Below are 18,293 nucleotides of genomic sequence, written 5' to 3' on the forward strand. Positions count from 1 at the left end.
GCCCGGGCAAAGTCCGTTCAGGGTTCGCCCGGGCCGAAACGGCCGTGGACGGGGTCGTAGAAATAGGCCTGGTAGTCGAAATCAATGTCCTTGATGAAGGGATTCTCCAGCCGGAACAGGCGGCGGGTGTTGAGGTGGGCAAAGGTGAGGGAGGGCTTGAAGGTCTTGAGCCAGTGCGCCTGCAGCGAGCCGTCTCGCCAGGCGGCCTTGAGCCCGGCCTGTACCCGCTGGATCGCCTGCCGGTTGGCATTGTGGGTGAAGAAGACGCGGGGCAGGGGGTAGTAGAGGGCTATGTTCTCATCCATGACCAGGCCCTTTACCTCCTTGTGGTTCAGCTTCTCCTGAGGCAACTCGTTGATCCCGCGGCAGAAGAGATCGAAACGACCACGCGCCACCATCTTGAACAACTGTTCGTAACCCTCTATCTCCTGCACCCTGAACCCGGCTTGCTGCAGGATCTTCACATCGAGCCAGCCTTTGCCCTGGCCCAGGTCGAATTGTTTCAGTTGCTCCAGGCTGGTGACCCTGGCGACGGCCTCCTTCTGCTGGGGGCTGACGAAGCAGATGCGGTAGCTGACGATGCCGAGATAGATAGGAAAGCGCACATAGTCGATACCCGTCATATCACGGCCCGAGTGGTAGCTGTCCATGGCAAACAGGTTGGGATAGTGATCGAAGCGCAGGCTGATCCACATCCTGGCCAATGTCATGGGCGGGGCGGCTTGCAGCCGATAGTCGCCATGGCTGGCGCGAGTTTTCTCCAGCGCCAGCCGCAGCAGCTCACGGTCATAGGTGACTCTGGGATCGTGTTCGCTCTCCGGGCTCATGTAGGTGAACACAGTCGGGGCAGCTGCCAGCACGGGCAGGGCGAGAAACAAGGCAAGCAGTGGGATCCAGCGCATCGTGACCTCCTGTCGGAGAAAGAGACTCCCATGAGTGTAGTGGCTGCGCCCTTGCTAGTGGGTCGGGCTCCCCTCGCGCTGCTGTTCATGACTCACGGCTTCGCCGGGCCCGAAGCTGTGGCTGAGGGGGTCGTAGAGATAGGGGCGATAGTCAAAATCGATCTGCCGGAGCAGGGGGTTATCCAGCCTGAACAGCAGGCGCTGGTCCAGTCTGGCAAAGTCGAGTGCGGGCTTGAAGGTCTTGAGCCAGAGCGCCTGCAGCGAACCGTCCTGCCAGGCCAGTTGCAGGCCGGCGCGTATGCGGTGCAGGGCGTGCTGATTATCCTTGTGGCTGTAGAAGAGGTGGATGAAGGGGTAGTAGAGAGCCAGGTGCTGATCGACCGTGAGCCGGGCCAGATCCCGGTGGGTTTCCAGTTCGGCAAGCAGCTCGTTGGCTCCCCGGCAGAACAGGTCCAGCCGGCCCCTGGCCACCAGCTTGAACAGCCGTTCGTACCCTTCCACCTCCTGCACCTTGAAGCCGGCATGGCGCAAGATGTCGACATCCTGCCAGCCACGGCCCTGACCATGGCTGAATTGCTGCAGATCGGCCAGGGTGCGCACCTGTGCCACCGCCTGCTGCCGCGCCGGGCTGACGAAGCAGATGCGATACCCCAGGATGCCGAGATCCACCGGGAAACGGACATAATCCAGATCATGAGGGTCTCCAGGGGGCGGAAAGCTGTCGATGGCGAGCAGGTTGGGGTAGAGGTTGTATTGCAGCACCTGGCGCAGCCGTGTCCGGCTCATGGGCGGGGCCGGACGCAGCTCGTAATCGCCGAAGCTGTCGCGGGTCTTCTCCAGCGCCAGTTGCAGCAGTTGCTGGCCGTAGAGGGTGCGCAGATCCCGATCACTTTCCGGGCTGACGTGGGTCACTATGTCCACGGCCTGCAAGAGGGGGGAGAAGAGCAGGCTGCATATCAGCAACCCGAGGGGGATCACTCTGTGGTTCATCATACCGCTCACTGCCATCACATTGAGTTCAGTGTAGCGGCTGGCGGGGGAGGCTTGCCGTCCATGGCAGGGGGAAATTGACCTCGCCTGGCGGCAGGCCGGATTACCAGAACATCTGGCCGAGCAGGGGGGCGAGCAGCACTGTCACCATGCCGGCGATCATCATCACCATGCTGGAGACGACGCCCTCCTCGTTCCCCATCTGGTACGCCTTGGCGGTGCCGGCGCCATGGGCCGAGGCGCCGAAACCGGCCCCCTTGCCGAGGCGGCTGCGGATGGCGAGCAGGGTGAGCACGCTCTCCCCCACCGCCATGCCGATCACCCCGGTCAGCACCACAAACAGGGCGGTGAGATCTGTCTGGCCGCCGATGGCGCGGGTCGCCTCCACCGCGAACGGTGTGGTGATGGAGCGCATCGCCAGGCTGCGCTGCAACATGTCGGAGAGGTGCAGCCAGCGCGCCAGCAGCACAGTGCTGCCCACCGCCATGATGACGGAGGCGACGACCCCGACCGAGAGGGAGAGCCAGTGACGGTGGATCAGCTGGCGGTTCTCATAGACGGGCACGGCGAAGGCGACGGTGGCCGGGCCCAGCAGCCAGAGCAGCCAGTGGGACTGGGCCATGTAGTCCTGATAGGGGATGTGAAGCAGCAGCACCACGGCCACCAGCAGGGTGGGTGCCAGCAGCAGCGGCATCAGGGGCAGTATGCGCTTGCGGCCATAGAGCCACTTGCTGGCGTAGTAGAACAGCAGGGTCAGGGCGAAGCAGAGCAGGCCAAGCAGGGTATCAGACATGACGGCGACTCCGGCGGGCCAGCTTCAGCTCGAGGCGATAGACCCTGTCCACCACCAGCGCCGTGGTACCCAGCACCAGGGTGGTGCTGATCAGCAGGACCAGCATGATGCGCCACCCCTCCTGCAACAGCAGATCCTGATAGTTGACCACGGCCACCACGGCCGGCACGAAGAACAGCAGCATTTCGGCCAGCAGCCAGCGGGCGCCGGCGCTGAACCACTGGGTCTTGACCACGCCGAGCAGGATCAGGACCAGCAGCGCCAGCATGCCGGTGAGGTTGGCGGGCAGCGGCAGATGGAAGGTGCGTACCGCCGCATCGGCCAGCAGCCAGATGGCGGCCAGCAGGGCGATTTGGAAGGGGGTCTGGAACCAGCGAATGCAGAGGGCTTTCATGATGGGTGTCTTTCTGTGAACTGGCTCACAGTATAGAGACAAGCAAAACCTGCAAAAAATGAATTTAAATTATCAAATTCATGCCAAAGAGGCATGATTAAGGCTTGCCGCCCGTGAGAGAGCACCATGGATATCCGAGCCCTGCGTTACTTTGTCGAACTGGTGCGGGAGCAGAGCTTCACCCGCGCCTCCGAGAAGCTGTTCGTCACCCAGCCCACCATCAGCAAGATGATCCGCAACATGGAGGAGGAGCTGGGTCAGCCGCTGCTCAACCGGGAGGGGCGCCGCTTCACCCTGACCGACAGCGGCCAGGTGCTGTTCAACCGGGCCCAGACCATATTGGCCGAGATGCAGCAGCTGGAGGCGGAACTCGCCGATCTGCAGAGCCTGCAATTTGGCCGGTTGGCCCTCGGCATACCGCCCATGGTGGGCCACGTCTATGCGGATCTCATCCGCACCTATCGCAGCCGCTATCCCAGGGTGGAGCTCTCCATCGTCGAGTACGGCGGCCGGCGCATCGAGCAGGCGGTATTGGAAGGGGAGCTGGATCTCGCCATCACCATGCTGCCGACCAAAGAGGGGGGCGCCCTGAGTGCGCTGGAGCTGGATCAGTATCCCATCCAGGTGGTGTTGCCTGACTTGCCGCGCTGGCGCGCGTGCCGCGAGATCCGGCTGGAGGATCTGCGCGATGAGCCCTTCCTGCTCTACACCCAGGCCTTCACCCTGAGCGAGCGGCTGGAACAGGCGTGCCAGCAGGCGGGCTTCGTGCCCCAGGTGGCGGCTCGCAGCAGCCAGTGGGACTTTCTCACCGCCATGGTGCGCAGCGGCATGGGGGTCGCCTTTCTGCCTGAGCCCATCTGCCGTCGGCTGACCCCGGACGGGCTGGTGTTGCGGCCGCTCCTGCCCGAGCTCAGCTGGCGACTCGGGGTGATCTGGCCGAGCGAACGCTATCTTTCCCGCACCGCAGAGGCCTGGCTGGCGCTCTGCCGCGAACAGGGCTGAGCCTCATCAGGGCTCGCCGAAGCGATCCGTCATGGGGTTGTAGAAGTAGGGGCGGTAGTCGAAGTTGATGCCCTCGAGGAAGGGGTTATCCAGTCGCAGCATGCGCCTCTGCTTGAGCCCGGCAAAGGCGATGGCGGGGCCGAAGCTGTGGCGCCACAAGGCCTGCAGCGAACCGTCCTGCCAGGCTTGCCGCAGCCCCGTCTCCACCCGTTTCAGGGCCTCGCCGTTTGCCACATTGGTATAGAAGACCCTGGGCAGCGGGTAGTAGAGCAGCAGGTAGGGATCCATCTTCAGACCCCCTATGTCCTTGTGGGTCAGCAGCTCGCTGCGCAGTTCGCTCGCCCCGCGGCACAAGAGATCGAACCGGCCGCGCGCCACCATCTTGAACAGCATCTCGTAGCCATCCACCTCCACCACCTTGAGACCGGCGTGGCGCAGTATCTCCACATCCAGCCAGCCCTTGCCCTGGCCGAACGTGAAACGGCGCAATCCTGCCAGATCATGCACCTCCGCCATAGCTGCCTGTCGTTGGGGGCTGACGAAGCAGATGCGATAGCTGACGATGCCGAGATGAATGGGGAAGCGGACATACGCCAGCCCTTTGCCATCGCGCGTGCTGCTGTAGCTGTCCATGGCAAACAGGTTGGTGAAACTGTTGAGTTGCAGGCTGAGCCGCACCCGGGCCTTGGTCATGGCCGGGGCGGGCACCAGCTCATAGTCGCCGAAGGTGTCGCGGGTCTTGTCGAGGGCGAGACGCAGCAGCTCCCTGTCATAGGTCATGCGCGGATCCCGTTCGCTCTCCGGACTGATGTAGGTGAAGCGGGTGGCCGCCTGGGCCCCCATCGACAGGAGACACAGCAGCGTCATGACCAGCAGAGTCGCCTGTCTGCTGATCTTCATGAGGGCGACAAGGGGGAGAAGCAGGTTGCCTGCACGCACTGGCTGCGCCGTCTGGTCATTGGCGGGTCGCAGCTGGCGTCCACGCCAGGAAAACAGGGCGTGCATCACGGGCTGCCCGCCAGGGGGGCGAGTGACGCTACGGCTCGGCGCCGCGCCTGGCCATGCCGGCGGCCTGTGAGCCCCATCAGGGGTCAATGCCAAAGTCATCGCGTACCGGGTCATAAAGATAGGGCCGATAGTCGAACCCCTCCTTGGGCAGCAAGGGGTTGGTCAGCCTGAAAATCTGGCGCGGCCCCAGATTGGCAAACACCAGGGAGGCTTGAAAGTGGTGGCGCCAGAGCCGTTTCAGCGAACCATCCTGCCAGGCCAGTTGCAGGCCGCGCTCGATGCGTTGCCGCTCCTTGCTGTATTGGGCGTGGCTGTAGATCACATGGATCAGCGGATAGAAGAGCGCGACATGGCGATCGACCACCAGCCCGGGCAGTCCGGCTTGATGGGTTTTCCACTCGGGGAGTATCTCGTTGGCACCGCGGCAGAAGAGTGCGACGCGGCCACGGGCCACCATGCGAAACAGCGACTCGTACTTTTCCACCTCCTGCACCTGAAAGCCGTTGTGGCGCAAGATATCGGCATCCTGCCAGCCGCTGCCCGTGCCCTGGTTGAAACCTTGCAACTGGGCCAGTGTGCCGACCCTGGCCAGCGCATCCGCCCGGGAAGCGCCGACGAAGCAGACCCGATAACCGAGAATGCCGAGATCGATGGGGAAGGGAATGGCAGTGACGCGATCGCCGGGGGACTGCAGGGGCCAGCTGTCGATGATGAAGAGAGCGTTGGCCCCGGGTTCCTGCACCTCGATCCGCATCCGTGCCTTGTTCATCGGCAGCGAGTCGAGCAGCTCATAGTCGCCATAGTCGGGGCGGGTCTTCTCCAGCGCCAGTTGCATCACCTCCCGGTAGTAGCGCATCCGCGCATCCTGCCCGTTTTCGGGGCTGAGCAGGGTAAAGCGGGTGGCCGCCATCGGGGGGGAGGAGAGGGAAAGGCAGAGGATCAGCAACAGGAGTCTATACATCTCGGCTAGGCTCTACGACTTTGGTCCATCCATTATAGTCCGGCGCCCGGGGCTGCGCCCTGCCCCGGGCTGGCTTGCCTCCCTACCAGAATGATCCCGTCAGGACGACGCCATCAGGCTGCCCAGCTGGCGACAGAGCCGGCGCAGGGTCTGGTTGTCGAGGGCGCCAAAGCCGAGCAGCCAACCCTCCAGCTCCGGCTCGCCTAGCTGGAACTGGCCGAGGGGGCGCAGGCCAATACCCATGTCATTGGCACTCTTGGTCCAGCGCGCCTCGCCGCCGGCGGGCAGCAGCACGGCGCACTGCAAACCGGCGCCGCTGTGAACCGGGGTGAGCAGCGGGCAGTGACTGGCGAGCTCGCTCAGCAGCAGGTCGCGCCGGCTCTGGTAGATGAGCCGGCTCTGGCGCAGGTGGGTGGCGAAGTGACCTGCGCGGATGAAATCTGCGGTGACCGCCTGCTGCAGCTGGTTGCTGTGGCCATCGAAGGCTGCCCTGGCCCGGCAGAAGGCATCCATCAGCGGCCTTGGCAGTACCAGATAGGCGAGTCGAAGCGAACCGAACAGCACCTTGCTGAAGGTGCCCACATAGATGACCCGCCCCTGGCCATCCAGCCCCTGCAGAGCGGGGAGCGGCCGCTGATCGTACTGATACTCACCGTCGTAATCGTCCTCCAGGATCCAGGCACCGTGACGCTCGGCCTCGCTCAGCAGTGCCATCCGGCGAGGCAGGCTCATGGGCACGCCCAGGGGATACTGGTGGGCCGGCGTGGTGTAGATGAGGCGCGGCGCCGGGTGATCACCTTGCGGGTTGAGCCCTTCCCCATCCACGGGCACGGGGTGGACCCTGGCACCGGCGCTCTCCATGGCGGTGCGGGCCCCAGGATAGCCGGGATCTTCCACCCAGACGGTGTCGCCGGCATCGATGAGCAGCTGGGTCGCCAGCAGTATCCCCTGCTGGGAGCTGGTGAGGATCAGGATCTGGTCCGGCTCGCACACCACGCCGCGGGACTGCACCAGATAACTGCTGATGGCGCTGCGCAGCTCGGGCAACCCCTGCGGGTCGCCGTAGTTCATCCAGCGCTCCCCCTGCTGGCGCCACTGTTGCTGCATCAGCCGGCCCCAGAGCCCGTGGGGGAAGAGGCGGGGATCAGGCTGGCTGGAGGCAAAGGAGGCGCCGACGTGCGGCGTGTCGTGACAGGCGCCCCCCGCCGCCATCTCCTGGCCACGGCGGGAGAGTCCGGCCGCCGACTGGGGCTGACGTGGCGCCGGGCACACGGCCGCCAGCGCCACGAAGCTGCCGGCCCCCACCTTGCGCACCAGATAGCCCTCCGCCTCCAGCCGGCCATAGGCCAGCTCTACCGTGCTGCGGGAGATGCCGAGATCGCCGGCCAGCATGCGACTTGCGGGCAGCCGGCTGTGCTGGGGCAGATGGCCGGCCAGAATGGCGCCTCGCAACATGCGCACCAGCTGTTCGTGCAGCGGCAGCTCGCTGGGTTGCTGAGTGGCGAACAGGGTTGGCAGGGCGGGCATGGTTATTTCCAGGCAGACAATTGGTCTGCCCATATTGGCAAAATTGGTCGGCGTGGCAAGGCCATTATGTCGCTACATTGAGGCTCAAGGTTCGGGATCAACAGATATTGGCAATGAAAGGAGTCTGCATGTCGGAATACGGCGCCACCATCAGCTGGCAGTGCGGGGCCGGCGAGCCCTTCGTCGATCAGCGCTACAGTCGGGCCCACTGGTGGGAGTTTGATGGCGGCGTCAGGGTGCCCGCCTCCTCCTCCCCACACGTGGTGCCCTTGCCTTGGTCGGTGGCCGAGCACGTCGATCCGGAGGAGGCCTTCGTCGCGGCCCTCTCCAGTTGCCACATGCTCACCTTCCTCTGGCTGGTGGCCAGGGCGGGTTATCGGGTGGAGAGCTACCGGGACGAGGCGGTGGGCATCATGGAGGCGGACGACAGGGGTCGCCAGTCCATCACCCGGGTCACATTGCAGCCGCTGGTGCAGTTTGCCGGCGAGCGGCAACCCACCCTGGCCGAGCTGGAGCAACTGCACCATCAGGCCCATGAGGAGTGCTTCATCGCCAACTCGGTCAGGACCACAGTGATCACCAAAATCGTGCAGTGGTCACGGGAGGCTTAGCAATGAGCCATGTATTGGGTACCGGCTTGGTCAGTCCGGTCAACACAGTCGTCACCACCCGGACTCGGGTCTGGTCACAAGGAGGTTTATCATGAGTCAGGTATTGAGCAGCGGGCTGGCCAGTGCGGCAGAGGCCAGCGCTTTCTTCGAGGCCCAGCTGGCCTATCGCACCGACCCGGCCGATCTGGCTGCGGATCTGCTGGCGGGCGAGGCGCGCATCGTCGTCATCGACACCCGCTCCGCCGGCCACTATGCCGAGGGACACATTCCCGGTGCCATCAGCTTCCCCCACGCCACCATGAACCCGGCGACCACGGCCGCATTGGCACGGGACAAGGTCTATGTCTGCTATTGCGACGGCATCGGCTGCAACGGCTCGACCCGCGGCGCCTGCAAGTTGGCGGCGCTGGGGTTTCAGGTCAAGGAGCTGATCGGCGGCCTGCACTGGTGGCGCCAGGACGGCTTTGCCATCGCCACCGGCAACGAAGCGGGCGTGCAGCAAACGGGAGGGATCGCCTGTGGCTGCTGATATCCATCTGAACGAGTTCGGCCAGCCGGTCGGTGCGCCGCTGCCCGATTGGCGGGGTGCCGAGTTTCCGCCCCGCCGCCCTCTCAGCGGCTGGGGCTGCCGGCTGGAACCGCTGGATCCCGAGCGTCACGGCCCCGGCCTGTGGCAGGCCTTCAGCGCCGACAGCGGGGCCATGTGGACCTACCTGACCACGGGTCCCTACGCAGAGGAAGCGGATATGCTGGCCTGGCTGCGAGAGTGCGCCGCCAAGACAGATCCCCAGTTCTACACCATCTTCGATGAGCATGGTGAACAGCCGCTGGGGCTGGCTAGCTACCTGCGCATCGATCCCCTGGCGGGCAGCATAGAGGTGGGCTGGCTGCACTTCTCGCCGGCCCTGCAGCGCTCGCGGCTGGCGACGGCGGCCATGGCGCTGATGATGGCCAACGCCTTTGCCCTCGGCTACCGGCGTTACGAATGGAAGTGCAATGCCTTCAACCGACCCTCCTGGCAGGCGGCGCTGCGGCTCGGTTTCAGCTACGAGGGAACCTTTCGCCAGAGCCGGGTGGACAAGGGGCTGGCACGGGATACCGCCTGGTTCTCGGTGATCGACGGCGAGTGGCCGGCGTTGCAGGCCTGCTTTGCGCGCTGGCTGGCGGAGGAGAACTTCGATGAGGCCGGCAGGCAGCGGTTGCGGCTATCCGAGCTGACCGCCGCTTGTCGAGCCAATAACGACTGACCCGGCAACATAACAGAGGCCCCGTCAGCGGGGCCTCTGTCGTTTCAGGCGTTACTCATGGTGCTCGCCGATGGGAGCGGCGATCCACTTGAGCAGGGTCAGCATGTCCTGTGGCGCCACCCCGACCGAGAGGCCGCGCTTGCCGCCGCTCACCAGTATCTCGTCAAACGCCATGGCCGAGTCGTCGAGCACTGTGGGCAGCAGTTTCTTCTGGGCCAGCGGGCTGATGCCGCCGACCTTGTAGCCGGTCAGCTTCTCGGCCTCGGCCGGTTTCATCATCTCCACCTTCTTCAAGCCTGTGGCCTTGGCCAGCTGCTTGAGGCTGCACATGCCCGACGAGGGCACTATGGCGACCACCGCCTGCTTGTCGTGATGGGCGACCAGGGTCTTGAACACCTGGGCCTCCGGCAGGCCGAGCTGGGTCGCGGCATGTTTGCCGAAATCGTCGTGAGCTTCACACTCGTAGGGATAGAGCTTGTGGGGGATCTTGAGCTTTTTCAGCAGGTTGATGGCAGGAGTCATGATGGTTGCCTTGAATCGAATCGCATAAAAACAAGGCCAAACAGTCTGCGCCTGCCAGGCAGGGGATGCAAGCCGGTTGCAGCGGCAGGAGGTGGCACGCCCGACATTGTGAATAGAGACAGTGGCAGGGCCGTGTTGACCGCCGCCGAACCCTTGCTTCCCATGCGCCAGGTATAAAAAAGCCCGGGTCAGTGACCCGGGCTTTTTGCTGCTGCGCGTATCAGGAGAAACAGGCTTGCAGCACGTAGAAGATGGCGATGGCCAGGATGGCACCTGCGGGCAGGGTGATGATCCAGGAGACCACTATGTTGCGCAGCACGCCCAGGTTCAGGGCGGCTATGCCACGGGCCAGACCGACACCCATCACAGCACCCACCAGGGTTTGGGTGGTGGAGATGGGCAGACCCGTGCCGGAGGCGATCACCACGGTCGCGGCGGTGGCCAGCTGGGCGGCGAAGCCACGGCTCGGGGTTAGATGGGTGATGCCGGTACCGACGGTGGCCATCACTTTCTCGCCCATGGTGGCGAGGCCGATGACTATGCCGATGCCGCCGAGCGGCAGGATCCACCAGGCGATGGTGGACTGACCGGCGATCTGACCGGCGCTGTCGACGATGGAGACCACGGCGGAGAGCGGGCCTATGGCGTTGGCCACGTCGTTGGAGCCGTGGGCAAAGGCCATGGCACAGGCGGTGATCACCATCAGGATGCCGAATACCTTCTCCACGTTGGCGAAGTGCATCTTGCTGTCATCCTGCGGGTTGTATTGCTGGCCGCGAATATAGAGCCAGCCGGCAAATGCCACCGCGATGGAGATGACGATGGAGAGCAGGATCCCTTCGCCGTCGCTCAGGTGCAGACCGACGTGGGTCAGCCCCTTCTTGATGGTCACCAGGCAGATCACCAGGGCGGTCAGGAACATGTAGAAAGGCACGTAACGCTTGGCATTGGCCAGGGGATCATCTGTGTTGAAGATGAGCTTCTGCACGCTGATGAACATGAAGTAGGCGATGATGCCCGAGATGGCCGGGGTGATGATCCAGGAACCGACTATGCCGCCGAACTTGCTCCACTGCACAGCTTCCGGGCCTATGCTCACCACGGCGAAGCCGACGATGGCACCTATGATGGAGTGGGTGGTGGAGACGGGCCAGCCGAAGTAGGAGGCCAGGATCAACCAGGCGCCAGCCGCCAGCAGGGAGGCGATCATGCCGAGCACCAGCAGATCCGGGGTGTCGGCAAAGGCGTTGGTATCTATGATGCCGTTGCGTATGGTGGCTGTCACTTCGCCGCCGGCCAGATAGGCACCGGCAAATTCGAAGATCATGGCGATGATGATCGCCTGACGTATGGTCAGGGATTTGGTGCCGACCGATGTGCCCATGGCGTTGGCCACGTCATTCGCGCCTATCCCCCAGGCCATCAAAAAGCCGAACAAGGCCGCCACGAGCACCAGAGTAGTGCCGTAATTCGCGATAATGTCCATTAATAGTGTTTACCCAGTCAGTCGATTACGAACGAGCCAGCATCAGTTCCAGACGGGCGCCAACGCGCTCGGCCTGATCTGCCAGGTCACCTACCCATTCGAGGATCTTGTAGAGGAACATAACGTCGATCGGATTGTATTTCTGCTCAACGGCTTGCAGCTGTTGGCGCAGCCCGATCTGCATGGTGTCAGTATCGTCCTCGATAAGATCCAGCTGATGGATCATCTCGGCAACCATTTCAACTTCACGTCCTTTGAAGCCGGTTTCGAGCAGCTCATCGAGTTCTCCGATGGCTTTTTCGGCTTGGGCGGTCGCATCGATACAACGTTTGAGATAGGCCATGAAATCGGCACGCATCTCGGCAGGGAATTCCATTCGACGACCAAGCATGCGGCCGGAGATATCCTTGGCACGGTTGGCAATCTTGTCTTGCTGGGTCAGCAGCTCCAGCAGGTCGGTACGGGCGACCGGCAGGAACAGGCCGCGAGGCAGTTTCAGACGAATTTCACGCTTGAGGATGTCCGCCTCTTTTTCCAGCTGGGCTATCTGCTGCCGGATCTTCTCGGCATCTTCCCAACGGTCTTCGGCAACGGCGTCAAAGAAGGGAATGAGCTGCTCGCAGCACACGTGAACCTTGACGATATGCTTCTGCAGCGGCTTGATGGGGGACTTGGCAAAAAGCCCCAAAATAGTATTTACTGGCATGGCCAAACCTGTGTCGGTGAAAAAACACTCGATACGATTTTATGAGGGGCGCATGGTAACCGAACTGCGCCATCAATAAAACCGTGAATTAATCCTGATGTATCGCAGGCATTATATCCTCGCGCTCCACATCACGCCCCCCAAAGTTGCCTGCCAGCCCGGAATGACTATGCAAACTGAGATCGAGATAAAGTTTTTTGTCTCACAAGATATCCAACAGCCACTATCCAAGCTTCTGAATTCACTTGAAATTATATCAAGCTCCCAGGTCGAACTCGGCAATGTCTATTTTGATACGCCGGCCCTGGATTTACGTCGGCTGGAAATGGGATTGCGGATTCGTCGCAGCGATGATTTTGCCGAGCAGACGATTAAATGTCGGGGCCAGGTGGTGGGGGGATTGCATGCCAGGCCCGAATATAATGCCCCCGTACATGGCGATGTGCCCCTGCTTGCGGCTTTTCCAGCCGAGCTTTGGCCGAGTCTGGTGGTGCGCGACGAAATCCAGGCCAGGCTGGTTGCCCAGTTCAGGACCGACTTCCTGCGCCGTCACTGGCTGGTCGCCTTCGAGGGGGCCGAGATCGAGCTGGCCTGGGATCAGGGCGAGATCGTCGGTTCGCTGGGCAAGGTCGCCATCGATGAGCTGGAGCTGGAACTCAAGTCCGGCGACGCCCGCGCCCTGTTCGGGTTGGCGGAGCAGCTGGCCAGGCTCGGCGGGGTCAGGCTGGGGGCGCAATCCAAGGCGCAGCGCGGCTATCGGCTGGCGGGGCTCGGCAAGCCGCTGGCGCTGCAATCCTTGCCGGCGATCAATGGGACCGACGCCGCCATGCGCATCACCGCGGGCCTGCAACATTGGCAACATCACGAGCAGTACTGGCTGGAGCAGGTGGACCCCGAACAGCGACGCCTGGCGTTGCAAGAGATCCGGCAAGGGGTTGCGCTCATCGTTGATGCTGCCGCTCCGCGGGCGCCAGTGTGGCTGGCGGCGCTGACCGATTTGTCGACTCATCTGGCCTTGTTGGCCCAGGCTTCGGCCGACGCCGGGTGGCAAGCGACCCTGTCGATGCTGTTCCATCGCGCCGACTATGTGCGGCTGCAACTGGCCATCGCCGCCTGGCTGCACGCTGGGACATGACATCCATGCCTTGCAGGGCGCGGCGGCGATGAACCACTGTGATAACGAAAAAGGTGAGCCTGGGCTCACCTTTTTCATGTGGGATGCCTAGCCAGGCGGGGCTGTGCTCAGACCTGGGTGTAGACCTGCCCCGTGCTGCGAACCATGTCCTCCCCCTGGCAGAGCTGCGCCAGCCCGCTGGTGTCACAGGGCTGGCCGTTATGCTCGATACAGAATTCGAACCGGGTCTGGGACTTGACGGGAAGATGGCCCGGATTGGCAGCGGTTGCCTGCCATTGCCACTGCTGCAGCGTCTCCATGGCGGCCTCGCTGAATGTGTCGTCACTGCGTGCCAGCACGCGGATCTGCTCGGCCCGACCCGCTTCATTGATCACGTACTCGAGCGAGGTACACCCCATCTTCTCGGCCAGTATGGCCTCCTTGGGGTAGCGGGATTCGTTCCTGCTGAGAGGGCTCCACTGGGCATTCACATCCGTGATCTTGCTCAGGGGGAGAGAGGTGAGGTGCACGCTCTGGGTCTGGTGACTGCAACCTGTCAATGCGCACAGGGCGCCCACTAAAAGAGTGGCTTTCATGTTCGCTTCCCTTCGTTCGTTTTATTGTTCCTGGCGGGGCCCGGCCCGCCGCTCGGCACTGCCATTAATAAAATATCCAGCCACGAATGAAAACCCTTTCCGGGCTGCAGGCCATAAAAAACCGCCTCGCGGCGGTTTTTTCATCCCTTTCTGACTCAGTAGTAGCCAGCGTCATCCGGATTGGGCCGGGTCTTGAAGCGACGGTGCAGCCACATGTACTGCTCGGGGGCCTTGCGAACCGCCGCTTCTATCTCCCTGTTGGCGCGGGTGGCGTCGGCCAGGTCGTCACCACTGGGGTAATCGGCCAGCGGTGCCCCGATATGCAGGGTGTAACCCTCGCTGGTGCGGATGTTGTAGCAGGGCAGGGTGACAGTATTTTTCACCCGCGCCAGGGTGGCTGTGCCCGTGATGGTGGCGGCCTGTTCGACCGCGAAGTAGGGCACGAACACGCTGGCGTGGGCACCGTAGTCGTGATCCGGCGCGTACCAGAGGGCGTCACCGTTGCGCAGCGCCTTGATCATCCCCTTCACGTCCATGCGGTCCACCAGATACTTGTTAGAGGCGCAGCGACCGTGGTACTGGGCATATTCCAGCACCGGATTGGTGTTGGGGCGGTAGACGCCGACCCCGGGGCGCACCAGGCCGAAGCAGCGGGCGTTCAGCTCCAGCGTCAGGAAGTGGCAGGAGAGCAGCAGCATGCCCTGCCTCTTCTCCATGGCGGCGATGACGTGTTCTTCCCCTTCCACCTTCATCAGGTTGCGCATCCGCCAATCCGGCCAGAACCAGGCCATGCCCACCTCGAAGATGGCGCAGCCGACGCTCTCGAAGTTGGCCTTGAGCAGCTTCTCCCGCTCATCCTTGGTCAGCTCGGGCATCGCCAGTTCCAGATTGCGGCGGGCAATCTTGACTCGGGATTTCAGCAGCTTGCGGGCCAGGCTGCCGAGCTGGCGGCCCAGCCACATCTGGCTGCGCCAGGGCAGCAGCACCAGCAGCCAGAGCAAACTGAGGCCGAACCAGCTGCCCCAGTAGCGGGGGTGGAACAGATGGGGGTCGAGGCGGGGAGCATTATCGTGGGCCATGAAAAGTCTCTTGTTCGCAATCGCCATGCACCGGGGCAAGCCCGGTCGAATAAGGGGAGGCGATAAAGGCACGTGGGTATCCTGAGCGGATAGTTTTACTCGCAATCGGGGGATTCTAGCCGAAAAGCGGGGTCGGGGGCGAATGGCTATGTGCTGGTCAGAGGGGCTGCTTGCCTCTGATCCGCGTGGCGCGGACTGTAACTATGAGTTTCCTTAAATGGAAACCACAGGTTTGCTTTTTCTACACCGTAGAAAAGAGTGTGATAAAATCCGGGACTGAATTTTTCAGGTTTTGAGAGTCGATACAGATGAAGATCACCCTGCCCGAGTTTGAAAAAGCCCGCGTTCTGGTCGTTGGCGATGTCATGTTGGACCGCTATTGGCATGGCCCCACCGGCCGGATCTCGCCCGAGGCCCCGGTGCCCGTGGTCAAGGTTGAGCACATTGAGGAGCGCCCGGGTGGCGCCGCCAACGTGGCCCTCAACTCTGCCGCCCTGGGCGCCCACGCCGTGCTGCTGGGCCTGACCGGTCAGGATGAGGCCGCCGATGCGCTGGCTGGCCAGATGGCTGGCGTCAAGGTCGCCTGTGATTTCGTTCGTCTGGCCGACTATCCGACCATCACCAAGCTGCGGGTGTTGTCCCGCAACCAGCAGTTGCTGCGTCTGGACTTCGAGGAAGCGTTCCACGATGTCGATGCCACTCTGCTGATGAACAAGGTGGAGCTGGCGCTGCCGAACAGCGACGTGATGATCCTCTCCGACTACGGCAAGGGTGCCCTCAACGACGTACCCGGCATGATCCAGCGTGCCCGCGCCGCCGGCATTCCCGTACTGGTCGACCCCAAGGGGACCGAGTTTGAGAAGTATCGCGGCGCTACTCTGCTGACCCCCAACATGTCCGAGTTCGAGGCCGTGGTGGGCAAGGTGAAGGGTGAAGAGGATCTGGTCGCCAAGGGACTCGAGCTGGTCAAGCGTTTCGAGCTGGAGGCCCTGCTGGTCACCCGTTCCGAAAACGGCATGACCCTGATCCGTGAAGGTCAGCCAGAGCTGCACCTGCCGGCCCAGGCCCACGAGGTTTACGACGTGACAGGTGCCGGTGATACCGTCATCTCCACCCTGGCCACCTCTCTGGCCGCCGGCATGAGCCTGGACGAGGCCTGTGCCCTGGCCAACACGGCGGCCGGTATAGTCGTCGGCAAGCTGGGTACCTCCACCGTCAGCCCGGTCGAGCTGGCCAATGCCCTCTACACCGAGCAGGAGACCGGTTTTGGCGTCATGTCCGAGGCTCAGCTCAAGGTTGCCGTTCAGGCTGCCCGCCTGCGTGGCGAGAAGGTGGTGATGACCAACGGCTGCTTCGACATACTGCACGCCGGCCACGTCTCCTACCTCGCCAATGCCGGCAAGCTGGGGGATCGCCTGATAGTGGCGGTCAATACCGATGACTCGGTCCGCCGCCTGAAGGGGCCGGGTCGCCCGGTCAATTCGACCGACCGTCGCATGGCCGTGCTGGCCGCGCTGGGCGCAGTGGACTGGGTGGTGCCCTTCGCCGAAGATACGCCCCAGCGGCTGATCGCCGAAGTGCTGCCCGACCTGCTGGTCAAGGGCGGTGACTACAAGCCGAAGGATATCGCCGGTTACGACGAGGTGACCGCCAACGGTGGCGAGGTGCGCGTACTCAACTTCGAGGATGGCTGCTCCACCAGCGACATCATCAAGACCATCCGCGAACGCGGATGAGTCAAAACCCGGCTCAGGCCGGGTTTTTTATGTCTGGCGCGCGCCAGAGCGCGGAAGTGGCACCTAGCGGCACCAGCCTGCGGCAAAGCAACCGGCCGGTGCGGGCAACAGCAAGCGCAGATAACGAAAAGGCGACCCTGAGGTCGCCTTTTTCATGACATGAGCTGCGGGGCTCAGGACTTCTTGGTGACCTTGGCGGCAGGCATCAGCCCCTGGTTCACTTCTTCCAGATCCTTCTGCTCAAGGGTGCCGGCGGCCTGCTTGAGGGAGAGGATGCTGAGGATGTAGTTGTAGCGGGCTTCGGAGAGCTTCTGCTTGGCCTGGTACAGCTTGCGGGTGGAGTCCAGCACGTCGACTATGGTGCGGGTACCGACCTCATAACCGGCCTCGGTCGCCTTCAAGGCGCTGTCGGCGGAGATGACGGACTGGCCGTAGGCGCGTACCGAACCTATGCTGGCGTTCACGTTGTTGTAGGAGGAGCGAACCGTGCTCTGCACCGAGCGGAAGCTGCGCTCCAGCTGCTCGCTGGCGGCCACGTAGTTGAACTGTGACTGCTTGACCTGGGAGGTAGTCGCCCCACCCGTGTAGAGCGGCAGCTTGAAGTTCAGGCCTATGTTGCCCTGATTGCTGTTGCTCTCGGGGTTGCGGATCTCGTCCTTGTAGTCGTTGTAGCTGGTGGAGAGACCGGCGCCCAGATCCACGGTCGGCTCATGACCCGTCTTGGCCAGATCGATCTGCTCCTTGGCGATGTCCTTGCCGATGCGGGCGCTGTGCAGTTGCAGGTTCTTGTCCAGCGCCAGCTCCAGCCACTTGTCAGAGTTGAACGGTGTCTTCTGTGGGGTGAAGCGCTCTGTGTTGAGCACGTCCAGCTGACGGTGGTCGATGCCGGTCAGTTCACGCAGGCTCTCGTAGCTGTTGTCCAGGGTGTTTTCGGCATTGATCTCGTCCGCCAGCGCCTGGTCGCGCTCGGCCTCGGCCTCATGCACGTCCGTGATGGCGGTCAGGCCCACTTCGAAGCGCTGCTGGGTCTGTTCCAGCTGGCGTTCCACTGCGGCCTTGTTGGCGCGGACGAACTCCAGGGTGTCCATCGCCTTGAGCACGTCGAAATAGGCCTGGGAGGTACGCAGCATCAGGTTCTGGACTTCGAGGTTATAGGCCACGTCAGACTGGGTGGCGCTCTTCTCGGTCAGATCCAGGTTGACCCAGTTGCTGCGGCGGTAGATGGACTGATCCAGCGAGAGGGAGCCGGTGGCGTTGCTGTTGGTCTGGGTATCACCCTTGTTCTGCAGGTAGTTCAGACCGGCACCCAGATTGATTTGGGGCAAGAGGGCTGCGCGGGATTCGTTGATCTTCTCGAAAGCCTGATCACGCTTGGCCTTGGATTCCAGCAGTTGGGTGTCCTTGATCTGAGCCTGTTGGTAAATATCGAGCAGGTTTTCGGCATGGGCGCCGGCGCTGACGCCCAGCAACACCATGGCTGACAAGAGTGTTCTTTTCATAGATCGTTTTAACCTTATGTATTAACCCAAAGCTGTCGCTGGATGAAGGAGGGGTATTGTTACTGAGCAAGCTTGATTTCAGCTTAATCACTCTACTATAAGCAAAATTTTATGATAACT

Annotated in this window: 19 protein-coding genes; 6 read left to right on the top strand and 13 right to left on the bottom strand. The window is 62.7% G+C overall.

Translation table 11 applies throughout. The features are described 5' to 3' along the window. Positions 1-17: 17 nt before the first annotated feature. From CK910_RS07850 to CK910_RS07865, 4 genes are all read right to left on the bottom strand, one after another. Entirely contained in the window at positions 18-902 is an 885-nt protein-coding gene (locus tag CK910_RS07850; protein ID WP_098982035.1) for a hypothetical protein, read from the bottom strand. Between the two features lie 54 nt (positions 903-956). Then, positions 957-1,895, bottom strand: coding sequence for a hypothetical protein (locus tag CK910_RS07855; protein ID WP_098982037.1), 939 nt, complete (start codon positions 1,893-1,895; stop codon positions 957-959). 100 nt (positions 1,896-1,995) lie between these two features. After that, complete coding sequence (locus CK910_RS07860; protein WP_098982039.1) at positions 1,996-2,685, bottom strand: LrgB family protein; 690 nt, start codon at positions 2,683-2,685, stop codon at positions 1,996-1,998. Next, the gene (locus CK910_RS07865; RefSeq protein ID WP_017412989.1) at positions 2,678-3,079 is read right to left on the bottom strand and encodes a CidA/LrgA family protein; all 402 of its coding nucleotides are present in this window, start codon (positions 3,077-3,079) and stop codon (positions 2,678-2,680) included. The genes CK910_RS07860 and CK910_RS07865 overlap by 8 nt, the downstream gene beginning before the upstream one ends. Before the next feature lie 126 nt (positions 3,080-3,205). On the opposite strand from CK910_RS07865, the gene CK910_RS07870 reads away from it, so the two are divergent. After that, positions 3,206-4,081: a LysR family transcriptional regulator gene (locus CK910_RS07870; RefSeq protein WP_043137158.1), complete on the top strand. Its 876-nt coding sequence runs from the start codon at positions 3,206-3,208 to the stop codon at positions 4,079-4,081. A 6-nt stretch (positions 4,082-4,087) separates the two neighbouring features. Here CK910_RS07870 and CK910_RS07875 read toward each other — a convergent pair whose 3' ends face one another. The 3 genes from CK910_RS07875 to pdxR all read right to left on the bottom strand — a co-directional run bounded on the left by CK910_RS07875 (position 4,088) and on the right by pdxR (position 7,577). Further along, on the bottom strand, positions 4,088-4,948 hold the full coding sequence (locus CK910_RS07875; RefSeq protein ID WP_098985033.1) for a hypothetical protein: 861 nt from the start codon (positions 4,946-4,948) through the stop codon (positions 4,088-4,090). A gap of 217 nt (positions 4,949-5,165) precedes the next feature. Then, on the bottom strand, positions 5,166-6,050 hold the full coding sequence (locus CK910_RS07880; protein WP_172955268.1) for a hypothetical protein: 885 nt from the start codon (positions 6,048-6,050) through the stop codon (positions 5,166-5,168). 99 nt (positions 6,051-6,149) lie between these two features. Beyond that, on the bottom strand, positions 6,150-7,577 hold the full coding sequence (gene pdxR, locus CK910_RS07885) for a MocR-like pyridoxine biosynthesis transcription factor PdxR (protein WP_098982041.1): 1,428 nt from the start codon (positions 7,575-7,577) through the stop codon (positions 6,150-6,152). Positions 7,578-7,705: 128 nt separating this feature from the next. On the opposite strand from pdxR, the gene CK910_RS07890 reads away from it, so the two are divergent. The 3 genes from CK910_RS07890 to CK910_RS07900 all read left to right on the top strand — a co-directional run bounded on the left by CK910_RS07890 (position 7,706) and on the right by CK910_RS07900 (position 9,435). Continuing rightward, a complete protein-coding gene (locus tag CK910_RS07890) occupies positions 7,706-8,188 on the top strand; it encodes an OsmC family protein (protein ID WP_098982043.1) in 483 nt (160 codons plus the stop codon). Between the two features lie 91 nt (positions 8,189-8,279). Then, positions 8,280-8,717, top strand: coding sequence for a rhodanese-like domain-containing protein (locus tag CK910_RS07895; protein ID WP_098982046.1), 438 nt, complete (start codon positions 8,280-8,282; stop codon positions 8,715-8,717). Then, positions 8,707-9,435 (top strand): GNAT family N-acetyltransferase, encoded by a 729-nt coding sequence (locus CK910_RS07900; RefSeq protein WP_098982047.1) that lies wholly within the window; start codon positions 8,707-8,709, stop codon positions 9,433-9,435. The genes CK910_RS07895 and CK910_RS07900 overlap by 11 nt, the downstream gene beginning before the upstream one ends. Positions 9,436-9,486: 51 nt before the next feature. On the opposite strand, the gene ybaK is transcribed toward CK910_RS07900, so the two are convergent. From ybaK to CK910_RS07915, 3 genes are all read right to left on the bottom strand, one after another. Next, positions 9,487-9,957, bottom strand: coding sequence for a Cys-tRNA(Pro) deacylase (gene ybaK, locus CK910_RS07905; protein WP_042868183.1), 471 nt, complete (start codon positions 9,955-9,957; stop codon positions 9,487-9,489). A gap of 220 nt (positions 9,958-10,177) precedes the next feature. Further along, the gene (locus tag CK910_RS07910; protein WP_042868184.1) at positions 10,178-11,443 is read right to left on the bottom strand and encodes an inorganic phosphate transporter; all 1,266 of its coding nucleotides are present in this window, start codon (positions 11,441-11,443) and stop codon (positions 10,178-10,180) included. 25 nt (positions 11,444-11,468) lie between these two features. Beyond that, positions 11,469-12,149 (bottom strand): TIGR00153 family protein, encoded by a 681-nt coding sequence (locus tag CK910_RS07915; protein WP_042653142.1) that lies wholly within the window; start codon positions 12,147-12,149, stop codon positions 11,469-11,471. A gap of 169 nt (positions 12,150-12,318) precedes the next feature. Here CK910_RS07915 and CK910_RS07920 point away from each other — a divergent pair, with 169 nt between their 5' ends. Continuing rightward, positions 12,319-13,284 (top strand): CYTH domain-containing protein, encoded by a 966-nt coding sequence (locus CK910_RS07920; protein WP_098982049.1) that lies wholly within the window; start codon positions 12,319-12,321, stop codon positions 13,282-13,284. 107 nt (positions 13,285-13,391) lie between these two features. Here the strand turns inward: CK910_RS07920 and CK910_RS07925 are convergent, their stop codons facing one another. Both CK910_RS07925 and lpxL read right to left on the bottom strand, forming a co-directional pair. Then, entirely contained in the window at positions 13,392-13,859 is a 468-nt protein-coding gene (locus tag CK910_RS07925) for an energy transducer TonB (RefSeq protein ID WP_043137134.1), read from the bottom strand. 155 nt (positions 13,860-14,014) lie between these two features. Next, positions 14,015-14,938 (bottom strand): LpxL/LpxP family Kdo(2)-lipid IV(A) lauroyl/palmitoleoyl acyltransferase, encoded by a 924-nt coding sequence (lpxL, locus tag CK910_RS07930; protein WP_098982052.1) that lies wholly within the window; start codon positions 14,936-14,938, stop codon positions 14,015-14,017. Between the two features lie 308 nt (positions 14,939-15,246). Here lpxL and hldE point away from each other — a divergent pair, with 308 nt between their 5' ends. After that, the gene (gene hldE / locus CK910_RS07935) at positions 15,247-16,674 is read left to right on the top strand and encodes a bifunctional D-glycero-beta-D-manno-heptose-7-phosphate kinase/D-glycero-beta-D-manno-heptose 1-phosphate adenylyltransferase HldE (protein ID WP_043137127.1); all 1,428 of its coding nucleotides are present in this window, start codon (positions 15,247-15,249) and stop codon (positions 16,672-16,674) included. 173 nt (positions 16,675-16,847) lie between these two features. On the opposite strand, the gene tolC is transcribed toward hldE, so the two are convergent. Then, positions 16,848-18,173 carry an outer membrane channel protein TolC gene (tolC, locus tag CK910_RS07940; RefSeq protein ID WP_098982054.1) on the bottom strand — a complete coding sequence of 442 codons (1,326 nt, stop codon included), beginning with the start codon at positions 18,171-18,173 and terminating at the stop codon, positions 16,848-16,850. Positions 18,174-18,293: the final 120 nt, after the last annotated feature.

This window comes from Aeromonas sp. CA23 (assembly GCF_002587065.1).
Classification (GTDB): Bacteria; Pseudomonadota; Gammaproteobacteria; order Enterobacterales; family Aeromonadaceae; genus Aeromonas; species Aeromonas bestiarum.